This window comes from Vallitaleaceae bacterium 9-2, from assembly GCA_038396585.1.
Classification (GTDB): Bacteria; Bacillota; Clostridia; order Lachnospirales; family Vallitaleaceae; genus UBA1351.
The window spans coordinates 1,577,614-1,595,254 of sequence record CP121691.1; the positions used below are offsets into that span (position 1 = coordinate 1,577,614).

The 17,641-nt window shown below is 36.9% G+C and carries 15 protein-coding genes; 13 read left to right on the forward strand and 2 right to left on the reverse strand.

Annotated elements, in window-relative coordinates; translation table 11 throughout:
- Complete coding sequence (locus tag QBE53_07480) at window positions 1–1,092, reverse strand: prephenate dehydrogenase (GenBank protein WZL82941.1); 1,092 nt, start codon at window positions 1,090–1,092, stop codon at window positions 1–3.
- A 237-nt stretch (window positions 1,093–1,329) separates the two neighbouring features.
- On the opposite strand from QBE53_07480, the gene fusA reads away from it, so the two are divergent.
- The 7 genes from fusA (at window position 1,330) to mnmA (ending at window position 8,590) form a co-directional block, all read left to right on the forward strand.
- Window positions 1,330–3,411, forward strand: a complete 2,082-nt coding sequence (gene fusA, locus QBE53_07485; protein ID WZL82942.1) for an elongation factor G — start codon at window positions 1,330–1,332, stop codon at window positions 3,409–3,411.
- A 110-nt stretch (window positions 3,412–3,521) separates the two neighbouring features.
- Window positions 3,522–4,751, forward strand: a complete 1,230-nt coding sequence (locus tag QBE53_07490; protein ID WZL83277.1) for an MFS transporter — start codon at window positions 3,522–3,524, stop codon at window positions 4,749–4,751.
- 23 nt (window positions 4,752–4,774) lie between these two features.
- The gene (locus QBE53_07495; GenBank protein WZL82943.1) at window positions 4,775–5,209 is read left to right on the forward strand and encodes a DUF134 domain-containing protein; all 435 of its coding nucleotides are present in this window, start codon (window positions 4,775–4,777) and stop codon (window positions 5,207–5,209) included.
- A gap of 163 nt (window positions 5,210–5,372) precedes the next feature.
- Window positions 5,373–5,816: an Rrf2 family transcriptional regulator gene (locus QBE53_07500; protein WZL82944.1), complete on the forward strand. Its 444-nt coding sequence runs from the start codon at window positions 5,373–5,375 to the stop codon at window positions 5,814–5,816.
- 2 nt (window positions 5,817–5,818) lie between these two features.
- A complete protein-coding gene (nifS, locus tag QBE53_07505) occupies window positions 5,819–7,042 on the forward strand; it encodes a cysteine desulfurase NifS (GenBank protein ID WZL82945.1) in 1,224 nt (407 codons plus the stop codon).
- Window positions 7,043–7,065: 23 nt separating this feature from the next.
- Window positions 7,066–7,512, forward strand: coding sequence for a Fe-S cluster assembly scaffold protein NifU (nifU, locus tag QBE53_07510; protein ID WZL82946.1), 447 nt, complete (start codon window positions 7,066–7,068; stop codon window positions 7,510–7,512).
- Complete coding sequence (gene mnmA, locus QBE53_07515; GenBank protein WZL82947.1) at window positions 7,499–8,590, forward strand: tRNA 2-thiouridine(34) synthase MnmA; 1,092 nt, start codon at window positions 7,499–7,501, stop codon at window positions 8,588–8,590. The genes nifU and mnmA overlap by 14 nt, the downstream gene beginning before the upstream one ends.
- 18 nt (window positions 8,591–8,608) lie before the next feature.
- Here mnmA and QBE53_07520 read toward each other — a convergent pair whose 3' ends face one another.
- The gene (locus QBE53_07520) at window positions 8,609–9,409 is read right to left on the reverse strand and encodes a histidinol-phosphatase HisJ family protein (GenBank protein ID WZL82948.1); all 801 of its coding nucleotides are present in this window, start codon (window positions 9,407–9,409) and stop codon (window positions 8,609–8,611) included.
- Window positions 9,410–9,634: 225 nt separating this feature from the next.
- Here QBE53_07520 and QBE53_07525 point away from each other — a divergent pair, with 225 nt between their 5' ends.
- From QBE53_07525 to QBE53_07550, 6 genes are all read left to right on the forward strand, one after another.
- A complete protein-coding gene (locus tag QBE53_07525) occupies window positions 9,635–11,308 on the forward strand; it encodes a Na/Pi cotransporter family protein (GenBank protein WZL82949.1) in 1,674 nt (557 codons plus the stop codon).
- A 126-nt stretch (window positions 11,309–11,434) separates the two neighbouring features.
- Complete coding sequence (locus QBE53_07530) at window positions 11,435–12,475, forward strand: sugar-binding domain-containing protein (protein ID WZL82950.1); 1,041 nt, start codon at window positions 11,435–11,437, stop codon at window positions 12,473–12,475.
- A gap of 19 nt (window positions 12,476–12,494) precedes the next feature.
- Window positions 12,495–13,697 (forward strand): phosphoglycerate kinase, encoded by a 1,203-nt coding sequence (locus QBE53_07535; GenBank protein WZL83278.1) that lies wholly within the window; start codon window positions 12,495–12,497, stop codon window positions 13,695–13,697.
- 38 nt (window positions 13,698–13,735) lie between these two features.
- The gene (gene tpiA, locus QBE53_07540) at window positions 13,736–14,482 is read left to right on the forward strand and encodes a triose-phosphate isomerase (protein ID WZL82951.1); all 747 of its coding nucleotides are present in this window, start codon (window positions 13,736–13,738) and stop codon (window positions 14,480–14,482) included.
- A 44-nt stretch (window positions 14,483–14,526) separates the two neighbouring features.
- Window positions 14,527–16,071 carry a 2,3-bisphosphoglycerate-independent phosphoglycerate mutase gene (gene gpmI / locus QBE53_07545; GenBank protein ID WZL82952.1) on the forward strand — a complete coding sequence of 515 codons (1,545 nt, stop codon included), beginning with the start codon at window positions 14,527–14,529 and terminating at the stop codon, window positions 16,069–16,071.
- Between the two features lie 237 nt (window positions 16,072–16,308).
- Complete coding sequence (locus QBE53_07550; protein WZL82953.1) at window positions 16,309–17,628, forward strand: MBOAT family O-acyltransferase; 1,320 nt, start codon at window positions 16,309–16,311, stop codon at window positions 17,626–17,628.
- The last annotated feature ends 13 nt before the right edge of the window (window positions 17,629–17,641 follow it).

A 17,641-nucleotide genomic window follows, 5' to 3' on the forward strand; every position in this document is an offset into this window, starting at 1 on the left:
TTAACTTTCTATTATTTTATAGTGTGCATTTTCAATGACGATAATAGCATTGGTCAGACTAAGTTCATCATAAAAAAGGATTTCAAGGACACCACCAAAATCTTCACGATTATTGTTGATGCCAATATTCTTAATACTGATACCTTGCTGACTTAAGCGAGTAGCAATATCAGCAATAACTCCCGTCTCATCATTGATATCAACAAATAAAGCGAGGGATTTGTCGATACTGCCTCTGGCTTTATTTTGAAAGGTATTTCTAAATCGTCTTGCTTGCTGAAAAAAATCAAAAATGGAGACGTCATCTTCATCGGTGACTTGCTTACGGATTGCCTTAAGCTGATGGATATATGCATCAAGAATAGAAGTAATGGCTTCATGATTTGCCACACATATTTGTTGCCACATATCTGGAGAAGAAGATGCAATTCGTGTAAAATCTTTGAAGCCTCCAGCGGCTAGAGTGTACATTTCTTTTTCAGGTGTGTCAAGTGCCTCGACCATATTCACCAATGATGAAGCCAAAATATGCGGGACATGACTGATGGCAGCTACGATAAAATCATGTCGCACCGGATCAAGAAGCGTAGGAATAGCATGTAATGTTGCAACTAATTGCGACATGGAATCGATATATTTTTGAGGTGTGGAAGGCTCTGGGGTCAAAACATAATAAGCATTTTCAAAAAGCTCAGCTTTAGTGGCATCAAATCCTGATTGCTCAGAACCTGCCATGGGATGACCGCCAATAAAATAGCCGCTATATTCATATTTGGATAGAGCATCATATATATCGTTTTTTGTACTTCCAACATCCGTTATGATAACATTTTCTTTTAGATAAGGTTTTATAGACTCAAAAAGTTGAATGTTGATATTGACAGGGCAGCATAAAACAATAAGGTCGCAATCTTCTAAATCTTTCCAATTATCTACCATAACATCAATTGCACCTACGTTTTTTGCCTGCATAAGTGCATCTTGATTACGATTATATCCATAAATAGTTGCTGGATAATTGTATTTTTTTAAAGCGCGAGCAAGTGAGCCACCGATTAATCCGAGTCCGAGTATTCCTATTTTTGCAAACATAGATATCCTTTCGTAGAACAGTGTGTTTAATATTACCCCTATATTACATTTTTTTATTAGGCAAGTCAATAAATTCATGCACTAAAGTGAAGACGGAATATTCTGACTATTAAAATAAAGAAGGAATTCTATTCATTATGTAGAATATTAAGAGTATTACCGAGAAATTTTGTTAAAATTCAACGAAACGCAATGCACAGTAATTTGTTCAAAAATCTTACGAATGGGGGAATCCTTATGAAAATTTATTCATCCGAACAAATCCGTAACATTGTCCTTTTGGGACATGGTGGCGCAGGTAAGACAACACTTGCAGAAGCCATGGCCCGTGTTGCAAATGTCACCAAACGACAGGGAAAAGTAACTGATGGTAATACAATTAGCGATTTTGACAAGGAAGAAATCAAACGAGGTTTTTCAATCAATACCTCATGTATTCCACTTGAATGGGAAGAATGCAAAATAAATATTCTTGATACTCCGGGATATTTTGATTTTGTCGGAGAAGCAAAGGAAGCGACTCGGGTAGCCGATAGCGCTATTATTGTTGTGTCCGGAAGATCAGGTGTTGAAGTAGGAACTGAGATTGCATGGGAACATGCAGATGAGATGGAGATTCCAAGAATGATTTTCGTCACCGATATGGATGATGATAAAGCAGATCTTCACAAAATACTTGAACAACTTCAGACATCTTTTGGAAAATGCATAGCACCTTTCCAAGTGCCTATACGTGAAGGTGATCATTTTGTTGGTTTTGTCAATGTCATTAAGATGGAAGGTCGAAAATTTGTTAAAGACCATGTAGAAGCATGTGATATACCACAAGCCCTAAAAGCGGAGATTGAACCTATTCGAGAGATGATTCTTGAAGCTGTAGCTGAAAGCGATGAAGAATTGATGGAAAAATACTTTGCAGGTGAAGAGTTTACATTGGAAGAAATCCAATCAGCACTTCACAATGGTGTCGTTGAAGGATCAATTGTACCTGTGTTATGTGGATCGGGAATAAACACAACTGGCGTAGGCGTACTTATGTCCTCAATCAATAAGTATATGCCGGCACCAAAAGAAGAACATACGGAAGTGATTGGCGTTAATCCGAGCAACGAATCTGAAGAGATTCATGTGATTTGTGAGAAGGATCAACCCTCATCAGCGCTTGTATTTAAAACAATTATTGACCCTTATATTGGGAAAGTATCTTTATTTAGAGTGTATTCTGGAATTATTCGTAAAGATGATGTCTTACTCAATGCAAATAAAGAAGAAAATGAAAAAATTCCTCATATATATCTATTAAGAGGAAAAGAACAAATTGAAGTGGATGAAATTCACGCAGGTGATATTGGAGCATTTGCAAAACTAAATAATGTCAGTACAGGCGATACGTTATGCAACCCTGAACGACCGGTACGATTGCCCGGTATAACGTTCCCGGAATCTCTTGCATATCGTGCGATTGTTCCAAAGACCAAAGGTGATGAAGATAAAATTGCATCTGGATTACATCGTTTAATGGAAGAAGATCCAACAATTAAGGTGTTTATGGATACAGAAAACCACCAAGAATTATTATATGGTGTGGGTGGTCAGCACCTAGAAATTATTACTAGCCGATTGGAAGAAAAATTCAAAGTCTCGGTAGAACTTCTTAAACCGAAGATTCCATATCGCGAGACAATAAAAGCGAAAGTGTCAGTGCGAGGCAAACACAAAAAGCAATCGGGAGGTCATGGACAGTACGGGGATGTTGTTATTGAGTTCGAACCGTCAGGAGACTTGGAGACACCATATGTTTTTGAGGAAAAAGTATTTGGTGGATCGGTTCCAAGAAATTATTTCCCAGCAGTGGAAAAAGGTTTGCAAGAGTCTGTAGGTAAAGGAGTCTTAGCTGGATATCCTTTTGTTGGATTAAAAGCAACCTTAGTGGACGGATCGTATCATCCTGTGGATTCATCAGAGATGGCTTTTAAAATTGCTACCCAAAATGCATACAAGGAAGGGATTGCAAAAGCAAAGCCGACGTTACTTGAACCTATTGCATCGGTCAAGGTTTTAATCCCAGATGATTATATGGGTGATATTATGGGCGATTTGACAAAGCGTCGAGGACGAGTTCTAGGAATGAATCCGATAAAAGGCAAACAAGAAATTGAAGCGGAAGTTCCAATGGGTGAAATGTATGGATATTCTACAGATCTTCGCTCATTGACCCAAGGGCGAGGCGTCTTTTCTTTGACCTTTAATCGTTATGAAGAGGCACCGCGAGAGGTTCAAGAAAAAGTAATTGCTGAACGCGAAAGCGATGAAGAGTAATCTTTGCTAAATGTTGTGGGCTGTTTGGAGTGACTAAACAGCCCACAATTTATGAGAGGAAAGATACTTAAGAGGAAGGAACATAAAAAATGAAGGAACTTAAGTTATCCATGCAACTGACAAAAACCGAAAAAAGTTGGATTATGTATGATTGTGGTAATTCAGCATACTCATTGGCGATTACAACAGCACTGTTTCCGGTATATTTTGCGATGATGAAGCAAGGAAACAGTATGGACCTTGGGTATTTTAATACAATGGCGAGTATATGTGTTGCAATGCTTAGTCCAATTCTTGGAACAATTGCAGATTATAAAAACTTTAAAAAACGATTTTTTACTTTTTTTGCATTATTAGGTATATGTGTCACTGGATTATTAGCGGTCATTCCAGAGGGGCAATGGCTTGTTTTAGCGATAGCCTATGTACTAAGCGCCATAGGATTTGCTGGTGCTAATATTTTTTATGATTCTTTTTTGGTGGATGTGACGGACAATGAACGTATGGATCGTGTATCATCTCAAGGGTTTGCATATGGATATATAGCCAGTGTCATCCCGTTTGTATTAACTTTAGTTGCAGTTTTTCTTCTTGGGATGGATAAGCAAATAGGATACCAATTAGGTTTTATCATTACAGCCCTTTGGTGGGGACTTTTTACGTTGCCATTACTTCGCAATGTCTCTCAGACACATTTTATAGAGCCGGAGGCAAAACCAATACAAAAAAGCTTCAAGCGTCTGTTTTTAACGTTTAAAAATATACGGCAATATAAATTAGTGTTTACTTTTTTGATTGCCTATTTTCTTTACATCGATGGCGTGGATACCATCATCAAAATGGCTGTGCCCTATGCTCAAACAACCCTTGGTCTAGACTCGATGGACACATTTATGCTCTTAGGTATTTTGTTAATTATCAATATCATTGCCTTTCCATGTGCGTTAGTCTATGGCATGCTTGCCAAACGTTTTAGTGCAAAAAAAATGATTGTGGTTGCGATTATGACTTATATAGGTACTACGTTTTTTGCTTACTTAATGACGGAACTTTGGCATGTATTTATTCTAGGAGGACTTATTGGTTCTGCGCAAGGAGGAATACAAGCCCTTAGTCGTTCATACTATGCAAAAATAATACCTAAACATAAGTCCAATGAATTTTTTGGCTTTTATAATATTTTTGGTAAGTTTGCAGCTATTATTGGACCGTTTATTATGGCGTTCACAACGACAGTAACAGGCAATGCAAGATATTCAATACTATCGATTGTCCCATTGTTTGTTATTGGATTATTTGTTTTTACAACATTACCTTCTGAACCTCAAAATATGATATAATATGGATGGAAGGAGTGAACATCATGCCAAGACCGACAAAATGTCGTAAAATAAGTTACGTGCCAAAGCACAAATATTTCAAGCCATCCGAAGTCGACGCCGTCGAAGAATATCAATTAAAATATGAAGAGCTTGAAGCCATGCGACTTAAAGACATAGAAAAACTCTCACAAGAACAAGCGGCTAAATTAATGCAAGTCTCACGTCAAACATTTCAAAATATCATTGAAAGTGCAAGATACAAAGTAGCCTTAGCGCTTGTTGAAGGCAAAGCGATTCGTATTGAAGGTGGTAACTATAAAATAAAGGAATGTAGGATACAATGCCTTCACTGTGGCAAAGAATATCGGCTAGAATATATGAGAGATAGACAATCGTGTCCAATGTGTGCTTCAAAAAAGATTCAATGTAAATCAAAAAAACAATGTTGTAAAATTGCTGAACAAGAGCAAGCATAACTTATATATGTATTAGTTTATTAAATGGAAAGAGGCTTTAGCCAGAAGCTCTTTTCATTTTTTTTTGTTTTTATTTGGAAGATTCTTGACATATAAGAAAAAAGGTGATAATCTATTTTTAGCTTAAATCCTAGTTATTTAGTAGGGATTAAGGAGGTGCGTTATGAGACTGTCAACGAAAGGTCGATATGGGCTTCGTGCAATGCTTGATTTAGCTTTAAATTCCACAACAGATGTGGTATCCATTAAGAGTATTTCTGAGCGCCAAAGTATTTCAGAAAACTACTTGGAGCAAATTATTGCAACATTAAAAAAAGCAAAATTTGTGAAAAGTACCCGTGGAGCCAAAGGTGGATATAGTTTAAACAAAGATCCAAAAGAAATATCTGTTGGTGATATACTTCGTGCATTAGAAGGGGATCTAAACCCTGTCGATTGTATAGCAGTAAATGAAGATAAAGCTTGTGATGAATCGGAAATGTGTGTGACCAAATACGTCTGGAAAAAGATTAGCCAAAGTATTAATGATGTTGTTGATCATATTACATTAGAAGATTTAATAAGGGAACAACATAAAATTGACGAATTATTAAATGAAGAGGTGTAAAAATGGAGAAAAAAATATACTTAGATCATGCGGCTACAACATCAACAAGACCTTCTGTTGTTGAAGCGATGTTACCATACTTCACAGAAGAATTTGGCAACCCGTCGAGTATCTATGAATTTGCGCAAAATGCAAAACAAGCAATTGATGATGCACGTCAGACGATTGCAAATGCTATAGGTGCTGAATCAGCAGAAGTTTTTTTTGTGTCTGGAGGAACAGAAGCGGATAATTGGGCGATTTCAGGTGTCATTGAAAACTATGCAAAAAAAGGGAACCATATTATAACATCAAAAATCGAGCACCATGCAGTACTCCACACATGTGAATATCTTGAAAAAAAAGGATGCGAAGTGACGTATCTTGATGTAGATGCGAACGGTATGATTTCACTGGAAGAACTAGAAAATGCGATTAAAGAAAATACAGTGTTAATTACAATTATGTTTGCAAATAATGAAATCGGAACAATTCAACCCGTTAAAGAGATTGGAGCAATTGCAAAAAAACATAACGTACTTTTCCATACAGATGCAGTGCAAGCGTTTACACATATTCCCATTAATGTCAACGAAATGAATATTGACTTAATGTCATTAAGTGGTCACAAAATATATGGGCCCAAGGGTATTGGAGCCTTATACATTCGTAAAGGTGTTCGTATGAAAGCTTATATTCATGGAGGCGCCCAAGAACGCCGTCGTCGTGGTGGTACGGAAAATGTTCCGGCGATTGTAGGCTTTGGAAAAGCCGTTGCAGAAGCGATGCCAAAGTTAGAGAGCGAAGCGTCACGTGAAGCTAACCTTCGAGATTACTTCATACAAAAAGTCATAGATACGATTCCATATGTTAAACTTAATGGACATCCTACACATCGACTACCCAATAACGCCAATATCAGTTTTGAATTTATTGAAGGTGAATCCTTATTAATTATGTTAGATATGAAAAATGTGTGTGCGTCTTCAGGCTCGGCTTGTACATCAGGCTCACTTGATCCATCCCATGTGCTATTAGCCATCGGACTTCCACATGAGATTGCACATGGTTCCCTTAGGATAACACTTGGAGAAAAGACAACACAAGAAGAACTTGATTATGTGGCAGATGAACTCGTGACAATTGTTAAACGATTAAGAGAGATGTCACCTGTATATGAAGATTACACCCAAGAAAAAATTGAATCTGTCATTGAAACCAAGTATAATCTAACATCAAAAATATAGGAAGAATAGAAAGGAACGATTCTATGTATACAAAAAAAGTTATGGACCACTTTACGAACCCAAGAAACATGGGTGAAATCGATCACGCAGATGGTGTAGGAACTGTTGGAAATGCAAAATGCGGTGATATTATGCGCATTTACCTTAAAGTTGAAAATGATATTATTCAAGACGTTAAGTTTAAAACTTTTGGTTGCGGCGCAGCAGTAGCAACAAGTAGTATTGCCACGGAACTTGTCATGGGAAAAACTATTGAAGAAGCGTTAAAAATAACTAATGATGCGGTTGTTGAAGCCTTAGATGGACTTCCAAAAGCAAAAGTGCATTGTTCATTATTAGCAGAAGAAGCTTTACATGCAGCTATATGGGACTATGCACAAAAGAATAATATTCAAATTGAAGGACTAGAGCCTCCACAAGATACAGATGACTATGATCACCATGTAGAAGAGGAAGATGATTTTGAATAAAAAAGTTGTAGTAGGTATGTCCGGTGGGGTTGACTCATCGGTAGCTGCTTATTTATTAAAAAAGCAAGGCTATGAAGTCATAGGTGTTACGATGCAGATTTGGCAAGATGATGATCGGTCACTTATGGAAGAAAACGGCGGGTGTTGTGGGCTCTCAGCAGTTGATGATGCACGACGTGTAGCTAATGTACTAGAAATTCCGTATTATGTCATGAACTTTAAGGAAGATTTTAAGCGGGATGTTATTGATTATTTTGTTAAAGAGTATAAGCAAGGGCGTACACCAAACCCTTGTATCGCATGTAATCGCTATGTGAAATGGGAGTCGCTATTGCAGCGAAGTATAGCCATTGGAGCTGATTATATAGCTACAGGGCATTATGCCAAAGTTGTTCAATTGGATAATGGGCGTTATACACTTAAAATGTCAAAAACAGCCAGAAAAGATCAAACGTATGCACTGTATAACCTGACGCAAGATCAATTAGCAAGAACGTTGATGCCCGTTGGGGACTATACTAAAGACGAGATTCGAGAGATTGCAGAAAATATTAGTGTGCGTATGGCGAATAAGCCAGATAGTCAAGAGATCTGTTTTGTTCCAGACAACGACTATGCAAAGTTTATTGAAGAGTATTCAGGAGATACATTTGAACCGGGTAATTTTGTCGATACACGTGGTAAAATTATTGGGCGACACAAAGGTATTGTTCACTATACGATTGGACAACGTAAGGGATTGGGTCTTAATTTGGGACGCCCAGGTTTCGTTGTGGATATTAATCCGGAAACAAAAGAAGTTATGGTCGGAACGGATGATGATGTATTTTCAAGTGGCTGTGTTGCAATGGATGTGAATTTAATGGCTGTAGAGTCAATTGAGGATGGACAGGAACTAACGGCCAAAATCAGATATTCCCACAAACCAGCTAAATGTAAAGTGCGTATACGTGAAGATCAAAAAATGGAATGCATTTTTGAGGAAAAGCAGCGCGCGATTACACCGGGACAAGCCATTGTTTTATACGATGATGATGTCGTGGTTGGTGGTGGAACCATTATAAAACGTATTGAATAATTCTCATGTAGCATAGAACTATAAACGATGAAAGTAGGGTTTTCTTTTCACATAAGTTGTGAAATAAGAAAAGCCTGCTTTTTTTAATAGTTCTTTTCCTTCATCAAAATGACGCATAATATCTTTTGGGGTATGGGCATCTGAACCAAGAGTAATAAGTTCTCCACCAAGTTCCCTATAGCGCTTAAGGATAGTGTATGAAGGATGGGGTTGCCCAAGACCGTAGCGTATGCCGGAGGTATTCAGTTCGATACCTTTTCCATGCTGGATGATTGTAGCTAAAATAGAATCTAAAAGTTCGCTATAGTCTGGATAATGGATATGTTTATTTTCAAAATCACCATAGCGTATGACATAGTCTAAATGGGAATAGATATCATAATCTGTATAATGGGTTACATTATAAAGCATATCTTCAAAATACGCTCTGTAACCTTGTTCTTGAGTTCTACCTTCAAAATATTTAGGGTCGAATGGGTCGACACCATCAGCCAAATGATTTGAAGCGAGCACAAAATCAAAAGGATATTCCAGCGTTATCTTAGATAACTGAGGATATATATGGGGTTGAATTCCAAGTTCAATGCCAAAAAGCAGTTGGATTGTGTCAGCATACTGCGCTTTGTATTTTTTGAATTGCTGATAATATGCATTGATATCCAAGGTGAAATCAATACCGACATCTGGAAAATCGATATCATGGTGTTCAGTAAAGCAAAGTCGCTTCATTTTTTTTTGAATGGCGGCTTCAATCATCTGTTGCATAGGGACATTACAGTCCCCACTAAAATCACTATGTAAATGGTAATCAGCTAACATGTTTTTTGTGCCCCTTTCTATATTTCGTGTTTTTAGTGAAAAACACAGCTTGTTTTTTGGTAAAAATGAACAGTTTTGATTCACTAATTCTATCATAATTTACAGAAATTAGGAAGGAAGTATTTCTTGAATTCTTCTTTTATGAATGATAATATAAGGAAGGACATGTTAACATGTCCTAAACACGTAACTAACGTAAAAATAACAAGATAACAGGAGAATGTTATGACGACAGAAATGCTTCATGATGTATTGTTTCAACTATTTTCTTTTTTAGGTGGATTTGGTATGTTCCTTTATGGAATGCATATTATGGCTGAAGGACTTCAAATGTCTGCTGGTAAAAAGATGAAATCATTACTCGCCATGTTAACATCAAATCGCGTTATCGCTGTTGGACTAGGGGCACTTGTAACGGCAATTGTTCAAAGTAGTTCAGCAACGACGGTTATGGTTGTCGGATTTGTTAATGCAGGACTGATGAATTTGTTTCAAGCAACAGGAATTATTATGGGTGCCAACATTGGTACGACAATTACTTCTTGGATTGTATCAAGTTCTGAATGGGCTGCTTTTTTAAAGCCGTCTGAAATTGCCCCTCTTGCAGTTGCAATTGGTGTATCATTGATGTTGTTTGGTAAAAATCAAACAAAAAAACAAGTTGGGGAAATAATTGTAGGGTTTGGTTTACTGTTTATCGGTTTAGAATTGATGAGCTCAGTCATTAAGCCTTATCGTGATAGTGATGTATTTAAACAAGCTTTTATTGTCCTTGGTGAAAATCCATTTTTTGGTGTCTTAGCCGGATTTGTAGTTACAGCGATTATTCAAAGTAGTTCGGCTTCAGTGGGTATACTACAGACATTAGCAATGAATGGTTTAGTTCCATGGGGGGCAGCTGTATATATTATCTTAGGACAAAACATTGGTACATGTGTGACAGCGATGTTATCAAGTATAGGAGCAAATAGAACTGCCAAACGTGCAGCTGTTGTACATTTACTCTTTAACTTGATTGGTACAATAGTCTTTGTCATAGGTACACTCATCTTCTTTAATTGGATCAATACATCGTTGGCCTCTGAAATTGTTAATGCGACAGATATATCGATTTTCCACACGATATTTAATGTGTCAAATACAATTATTATGTTCCCATTTGCTAAGTTTTTGGTTAAAGCGGCTGAACGTATTGTGCCTGGAACAGATGTATTGGATGAATCAGACGAGGCGATTACATTACGTCATTTAGATGAACGTATTTTAGAGACACCAAGCTTTGCGGTTGAAAACTCAATTAAAGAAGTTGTTCGTATGGGACGTATTGCCAAAGAAAATTTGATACTAGCTACAGAAGCACTTATACAAAAAGATATCTCAAAAATTGAGAAAGTTAAGGCGACAGAAAAAGATGTCAACAAACTAGACCAATTAATTACAGGATATTTGATTAAAATTAATAACACTCCGTTAACAGAACGTCAGCAGCTCGTAGTGACCCATTTATTTAATTCGGTCAATGACATTGAACGTATTGGTGATCATGCAACCAATATTGTTGAATTGGCAGAATATAATGTAAATAATGAGTTGGAATTTTCGGATATTGCCATCAAGGAATTGACAGAAATGTCCGAATATACCATTGAGACAGTTGAATATGCATTGTTAGCACGAGAAAATAATGATCAAAAATTAGTCAGTAAAGTGGAAGATCGTGAAGATGAAATTGATGCGATGGAAGAATCTTTACGTGAATCCCATATTCATCGATTATCTACATATGCGTGTCAGCCTCAATCAAGTGTTGTGTTTTTAGATGTCATTAGCAATTATGAACGTATCTCGGATCATGCGTTGAACCTGGCATACTATGTTAAAGATGAAGTCTTATTATAAAAATAGCTTGAAATTTCACTAAGAATTGTTATAATTATGAGAGAGATAATTGTTCTCTCTCTTTTTTTGTAGAGAAAGGGACTTAATTTGTTCGCTGGGACTTAATGGTCCTACAAGGAGAAAGATATGTTTCCCAAAATGACATTGTTATATAAAATAATCCCAAAAGAAATGGATATTCTTAAACGTAGATATTATATGTTAGCAACAATTTATTCGGTTCAACCGATTGGACGGCGTATGATTGCAGCAAAGTTAAATATCGGTGAGAAGATAGTACGCTCAGATATTGAGTTTTTTCGTAAAGAAGGCTATGTAAATGTTTCAACTAGTGGTATGATATTAACAGAGGCTGGTATCAATCTTTTAGATCAATTAAAAGAACTTATGAATGAACTTGAAGGCATTAAACGGTTACAAGAACAGCTAAAAACGGTGTTTGGTTCTACAGATATTCATGTGGTTTCCGGTAACTCAGATGAGGATCCACAAGCCCTTGGCAACATTGGACGAAGTGCTGCAAAATTATTGCAATCACTTATTACGAATACATCTGTGGTGGCTATAACCGGGGGCCATACGATGAAAAGTGTTGTAAAATATATTCAGCCCAATAATCAATCCTTAGAAGAAATGTTTGTCGTTCCGGCAAGAGGAAGCTTAGGCAATAATGTTGAGACACAAGCCAATACACTGGTTGAAGAGATGGCTAAAAAAATCGGCTGCCACTATAAATTGTTGAATTTACCGGATAATTTAAGTGAAAAAGCCATTATTAGCGTTTCAAAGGACCCAAAAATCAGCCAGGTCATTGAACAAATAAAAAAAGCAAATATTATTGTGTTTGGAATTGGTAATGCAGAGAAAATGGCCTATCGACGTGATTTAAATAAAGCAGTAATTGATGTGCTAACTGAGCGTAAAGCTGTGGCTGAGGCTTTGGGCTATTACTTTAATAAGCAAGGACAGATTGTATATGACTCTAAGACAATCGGTTTTCATTTAGATGAACTTAAGAAAAATGTTCACCCTATTGCAGTCGCAGGGGGAGAGAGTAAGGCGCTGGCGGTTTTATCCGTAAGGCATTTTATTCAAAATGGAAGTATTGTCCTTGATGAAGGTTGTGCAAGAAAGGTATTAATGTTATCCAAAGAACTAAATTTATAGATTAACTTTTAGGAGGAAAATTATGTTAAACAAAAAATCAGTAGACGATATTCAGGTAAAAGGAAAAAAAGTACTCGTACGTTGTGACTTTAATGTACCAATTAAAGAAGGGGTTATTACAGACCTTAACCGCTTGAATGGAGCTTTACCTACAATTAAAAAATTAGTAGGAGATGGTGGAAAAGTTATTCTTTGTTCTCATATGGGAAAACCAAAAGGAGAACCAAAACCTGAGTTATCCTTAGCACCGGTTGCAAAAAAGTTAGCTGAACTTTTAGGGCAAGACGTTGTTTTTGCGGCAGATGATACTGTTGTAGGCGACAATGCAAGAAAAGCAATTGATGCAATGCAAGATGGAGATATCGTTTTATTAGAAAATACACGTTACAGAGCAGAAGAAACAAAAAATGGGGAAGCATTTAGCAAAGACTTGGGTTCACTTGCGGATATTTTTGTAAATGACGCTTTTGGAACAGCTCACCGTGCGCACTGCTCTAATGTTGGAGTAACAGAATTTGTTGATACATGTGTTGTTGGATATTTAATGCAAAAAGAAATTGATTTCCTTGGAAATGCCGTTGCAAATCCAAAGCGTCCATTTGTAGCTATTTTAGGAGGCGCTAAAGTATCAGATAAGATTAATGTTATCAATAACTTGCTTGACAAGGTAGATACACTAATTATTGGTGGTGGAATGGCATACACTTTCTTAAAAGCACAAGGATTTTCAATTGGTAAATCATTATTAGAAGAAGATAAAATGGACTATGCTCTTGAAATGGTTAAAAAAGCAAAAGAAAAAGGTGTTAACTTATTGCTTCCTACAGACCATATTGTTGCAACAGAATTTAGTAATGATGCGCCATTTAAAGAAGTTGAAGATGCAGGCGAAGGTATAACAGGGGACTACATGGGACTTGATATAGGTTCACAAACGATTGCAAAATATGCAGCAGCTGTTAAAGATGCAAAAACAGTTGTATGGAATGGTCCAATGGGTGTATTTGAAATGGAAAACTTTGCAAAAGGAACTAAAGCAATTGCTCAAGCATTAGCTGAAACCGATGCAACAACAATTATTGGTGGTGGCGACTCAGCAGCAGCGGTTAATATCTTAGGCTTTGGTGACAAGATGACACACATCTCAACAGGTGGTGGAGCGTCATTAGAATTTTTAGAAGGAAAAGAGTTGCCAGGTGTAGTTGCGGCAGATGATAAATAAAACAACTTATAAACGAGGAATTTGAAAGGACAAAACTTATGAGAAAAATGATTATTGCAGGAAACTGGAAAATGAATAAAACACCTAAAGAAACAGTTGAATTAATTAATGAATTGATTCCTTTAGTAAAAACAGAAGAAGCAGATGTGGTTTTTTGTGTGCCAGCAGTATCGTTAATGGTTGCAACAGATTTAACAAAAGATACGAACATTGAAATCGGTGCTCAAAACATGTATTTTGAAGAAAATGGAGCATACACTGGTGAAATCGCACCAAATATGTTGACAGAAATCGGTGTAAAATATGTAGTTATCGGTCATTCAGAGCGCCGCGAATATTTTGCAGAAACAAATGAAACCGTTAACAAAAAAGTGCTTAAAGCTATTGAGCATGACCTTGTACCTATTCTTTGCTGTGGAGAATACCTTGAGCAACGTCAACAAGGCGTTACAATCGACTTGATTCGTCAACAAATCAAAATCGGATTAAAAGATGTTCAACCAGAAGATGCAAAAAAAGTTGTCATTGCTTATGAGCCAATCTGGGCAATAGGAACAGGCGTTACTGCAACAAGTGACCAAGCGGAAGAAGTATGCGCTGCAATTCGTGAATTATTAGTAGAGCTATATGGACAAGCAGTTGCAGACGAAGTACGCATTCAGTATGGTGGTTCAGTGAATGCCGCAAATGCAGCAGAATTATTTGCAAAACCAAACATTGATGGCGGTCTTGTTGGTGGAGCAAGTTTAAAAGCGGATTTTGGAAAAATTGTCAACTATAAATAGTTTGCTCTATAAGTGGATTAATTTATAGAAAAGGAGCAAAAGATATGAATAAGAAAACTACAGTTTTAATGATCCTTGACGGATATGGAATGAATGAACGTGAAGAAGGCAATGCAGTGGCAAAAGCAACTACGCCAAACCTTGATAACATGAAAGTAACATATCCATTTGTAAAAGGATATGCTTCAGGGATGGATGTCGGTTTGCCTGACGGACAAATGGGAAACTCAGAAGTTGGACATTTAAATATTGGTGCCGGACGTATTGTGTACCAAGAATTAACACGTATAACAAAATCAATTGCAGATAGGGATTTCTTTGAAAACCCTGCATTTTTAGCTGCAGTCGATAACGCTAAAAAACATGATAGTGCTTTGCATCTATGGGGCTTACTATCCGATGGTGGCGTTCATAGTCACAATGCACACCTTTATGCATTATTAGAATTAGCAAAGCAACAAGGACTTGAAAAAGTATATGTGCATTGTATGCTAGACGGACGTGATACACCACCTACATCAGGACGTGGGTATGTAACTGAGCTTCAGTCAAAAATTGATGAAATTGGTGTTGGGAAAATTGCTACGGTTATGGGTCGATATTATGCAATGGACCGTGATAATCGATGGGAACGTACCCAACTGGCTTATGATGCCATGACTAATGGAAAAGGTGTACATGCATCAGATGCAGTTCAATGTGTTGCAGACAGTTATGCAAACAATGTGAATGATGAGTTTGTTCTTCCGACAGTGATTACTGAAGATAGCAAGCCTGTTGGAACCGTTAATGAAAATGACAGTGTTATTTTCTTTAACTTTAGACCGGACCGTGCACGTCAGATTACGCGACCATTTTGTGAAGAAGACTTCACAGGGTTTGAGCGTCAAAAAGGATTCATGCGTTTAACATATGTTTGCTTTACCAATTATGATATTACAATTCCAAATAAATTGGTTGCTTATGAAAAAGTTTCTCTAGAAGGAACATTAGGTGAGTATTTGGCAAGTCTTGGTAAAACGCAATTACGACTTGCGGAGACAGAAAAGTATGCTCATGTGACCTTTTTCTTTAATGGTGGAGTTGAAGAGCCAAATGAAGGAGAAGAGCGCGTGCTTGTGCCCTCACCTAAAGTGGCGACTTATGATTTGCAACCAGAGATGAGTGCAGCAAAAGTTGGAGAAAACCTTGTCAATGCCATTAACTCAGGAAATTATGATTTGATTGTAGTAAACTTTGCAAATCCAGACATGGTTGGTCATACTGGAATTGAATCTGCAGCCGTTAAAGCAGTTGAAGCTGTCGATGCTTGTGTTGGAGATGCGGTTGAAGCAATTAAAAACAATGGCGGAACAATGTTTGTATGTGCAGATCATGGTAATGCAGAACAACTTATTGACTATACAACACATGAAGCCTTTACAGCCCATACAATCAATCCGGTACCGTTTATTCTAGTGAATGCAGATGCAGGCGTATCCTTACGTGAAGGTGGAAAGCTTGCTGATATAGCACCAACACTACTTGACATCATGAATATTGATAAACCAAAAGAAATGACAGGTGAAAGCTTGCTTATTAAAGGGTAATAGAAAACCCATATTGACAATATTATGAAGTCATACTACAATGGTAAGGATATTCAAAGCATTTGGATATCCTTATTTTTGTGCTACTCAACGTTACCTTAATAATGATGATGGGTAGTAAAAATCTTGATAATTGGAGTAATTATGGTCTTTTCAAGTTTGTTTTTCATATTTCTATTTTTACCAATATGTTTATTTTTATATTATATAATTCCTTCGAAAAAGTGGAAAAATGGTGTGCTCATTGTTTCTTCGCTTGTTTTTTATGCGTGGGGAGAGCCGGTATGGGTTGTTCTACTGTTATTTAGCTCGGTCGTAGACTATATTCATGGACGCATAGCTCAACGTTATCTACATCGATGGCAAAGTACAGCAGCATTAATTTCTTCGCTTATAATTAACCTAGGTATTCTAATCTTATTTAAATACTCTGGAATGCTTGCCAACACACTAGATACTTTATTTGGCTTGTCACTAAATTTCACAGGATTTTCCTTGCCAATAGGTATATCTTTTTATACGTTTCAGACAATATCCTATGTGTTTGATGTATATCGTGGAGAAGTAAAAGCGCAAAAATCTTTTTGGAAGTTTTTAATGTTCGTATCCTTATTCCACCAACTTGTGGCAGGTCCTATTGTGCGTTATAAAGACATCGCTAAAGAAATAGAGACACGTTCTTTTTCTGTTGAACAATTTGGAGAAGGCGTTCGTCGATTTATTATCGGACTTGCAAAAAAAGTGTTATTTGCTAATACAGCAGGTGCATTAGCAACGAACTTTTTAGATGGACAGTTAGGTGAACTAAGTATGGGTGGCCACTGGTTTGGAATGACCTTGTTTGCGCTGCAAATATATTATGATTTTTCAGGATACTCAGACATGGCCATTGGGCTAGGACGTATGTTTGGATTCACCTATCAGGAGAACTTTAATTATCCTTATATTTCAAAAAGTGTCACTGAATTTTGGCGCCGCTGGCATATGTCCTTAGGGAGCTTTTTTAGAGACTATTTATATATTCCCTTGGGCGGGAACCGTCGATTTCAATTTCGCAATTTATTTATTGTATGGTTTTTGACCGGATTATGGCATGGTGCAAGCTGGAACTTTGTCCTGTGGGGGTTATATTATGGAGCGTTAAGTGCTTTTGAAAAAATCCTGAGGTGGATTTTTAAATCCTTTCGACTTCCGGCAATGTTTAATTACTTATATATGTTTGCAGTGACAATTTTTGGTTGGACGTTGTTTTATTATGAGGACTTATATCGTGGGATAAGATTCATGCAAGGGTTGGTTAATGTGAACTTTCTTTGGGATACAACGACAGAAGTTATGCTCATGAATAATGCATGGTTTTTATTTGCTGCACTGATTGGAATGACACCTATAGTGATGCTTACCCTTAAAAAGATTGAGGCGGTTATAACCAAAAGCTTATTTAGACCGATATACTCAGTAGTACTATATCCTCTATCAATTATTACAGTATTTATTGTGGCATTTATCATACTTATTGGACAGACATATAATCCATTTTTATATTTTAGATTTTAGATTTGAGGCGAAC

Coding starts and splice junctions, on each gene's coding strand:
- nifU (WZL82946.1), top strand. CDS start 7,066: ATGTATACAAAAAAAGTTATGGACCACTTTACGAACCCAAGAAACATG.
- QBE53_07525 (WZL82949.1), top strand. CDS start 9,635: ATGACGACAGAAATGCTTCATGATGTATTGTTTCAACTATTTTCTTTT.
- nifS (WZL82945.1), top strand. CDS start 5,819: ATGGAGAAAAAAATATACTTAGATCATGCGGCTACAACATCAACAAGA.
- QBE53_07500 (WZL82944.1), top strand. CDS start 5,373: ATGAGACTGTCAACGAAAGGTCGATATGGGCTTCGTGCAATGCTTGAT.
- QBE53_07490 (WZL83277.1), top strand. CDS start 3,522: ATGCAACTGACAAAAACCGAAAAAAGTTGGATTATGTATGATTGTGGT.
- QBE53_07480 (WZL82941.1), bottom strand. CDS start 1,092: ATGTTTGCAAAAATAGGAATACTCGGACTCGGATTAATCGGTGGCTCA.
- tpiA (WZL82951.1), top strand. CDS start 13,736: ATGAGAAAAATGATTATTGCAGGAAACTGGAAAATGAATAAAACACCT.
- fusA (WZL82942.1), top strand. CDS start 1,330: ATGAAAATTTATTCATCCGAACAAATCCGTAACATTGTCCTTTTGGGA.
- QBE53_07495 (WZL82943.1), top strand. CDS start 4,775: ATGCCAAGACCGACAAAATGTCGTAAAATAAGTTACGTGCCAAAGCAC.
- mnmA (WZL82947.1), top strand. CDS start 7,499: ATGATTTTGAATAAAAAAGTTGTAGTAGGTATGTCCGGTGGGGTTGAC.
- QBE53_07520 (WZL82948.1), bottom strand. CDS start 9,409: ATGTTAGCTGATTACCATTTACATAGTGATTTTAGTGGGGACTGTAAT.
- gpmI (WZL82952.1), top strand. CDS start 14,527: ATGAATAAGAAAACTACAGTTTTAATGATCCTTGACGGATATGGAATG.
- QBE53_07530 (WZL82950.1), top strand. CDS start 11,435: ATGTTTCCCAAAATGACATTGTTATATAAAATAATCCCAAAAGAAATG.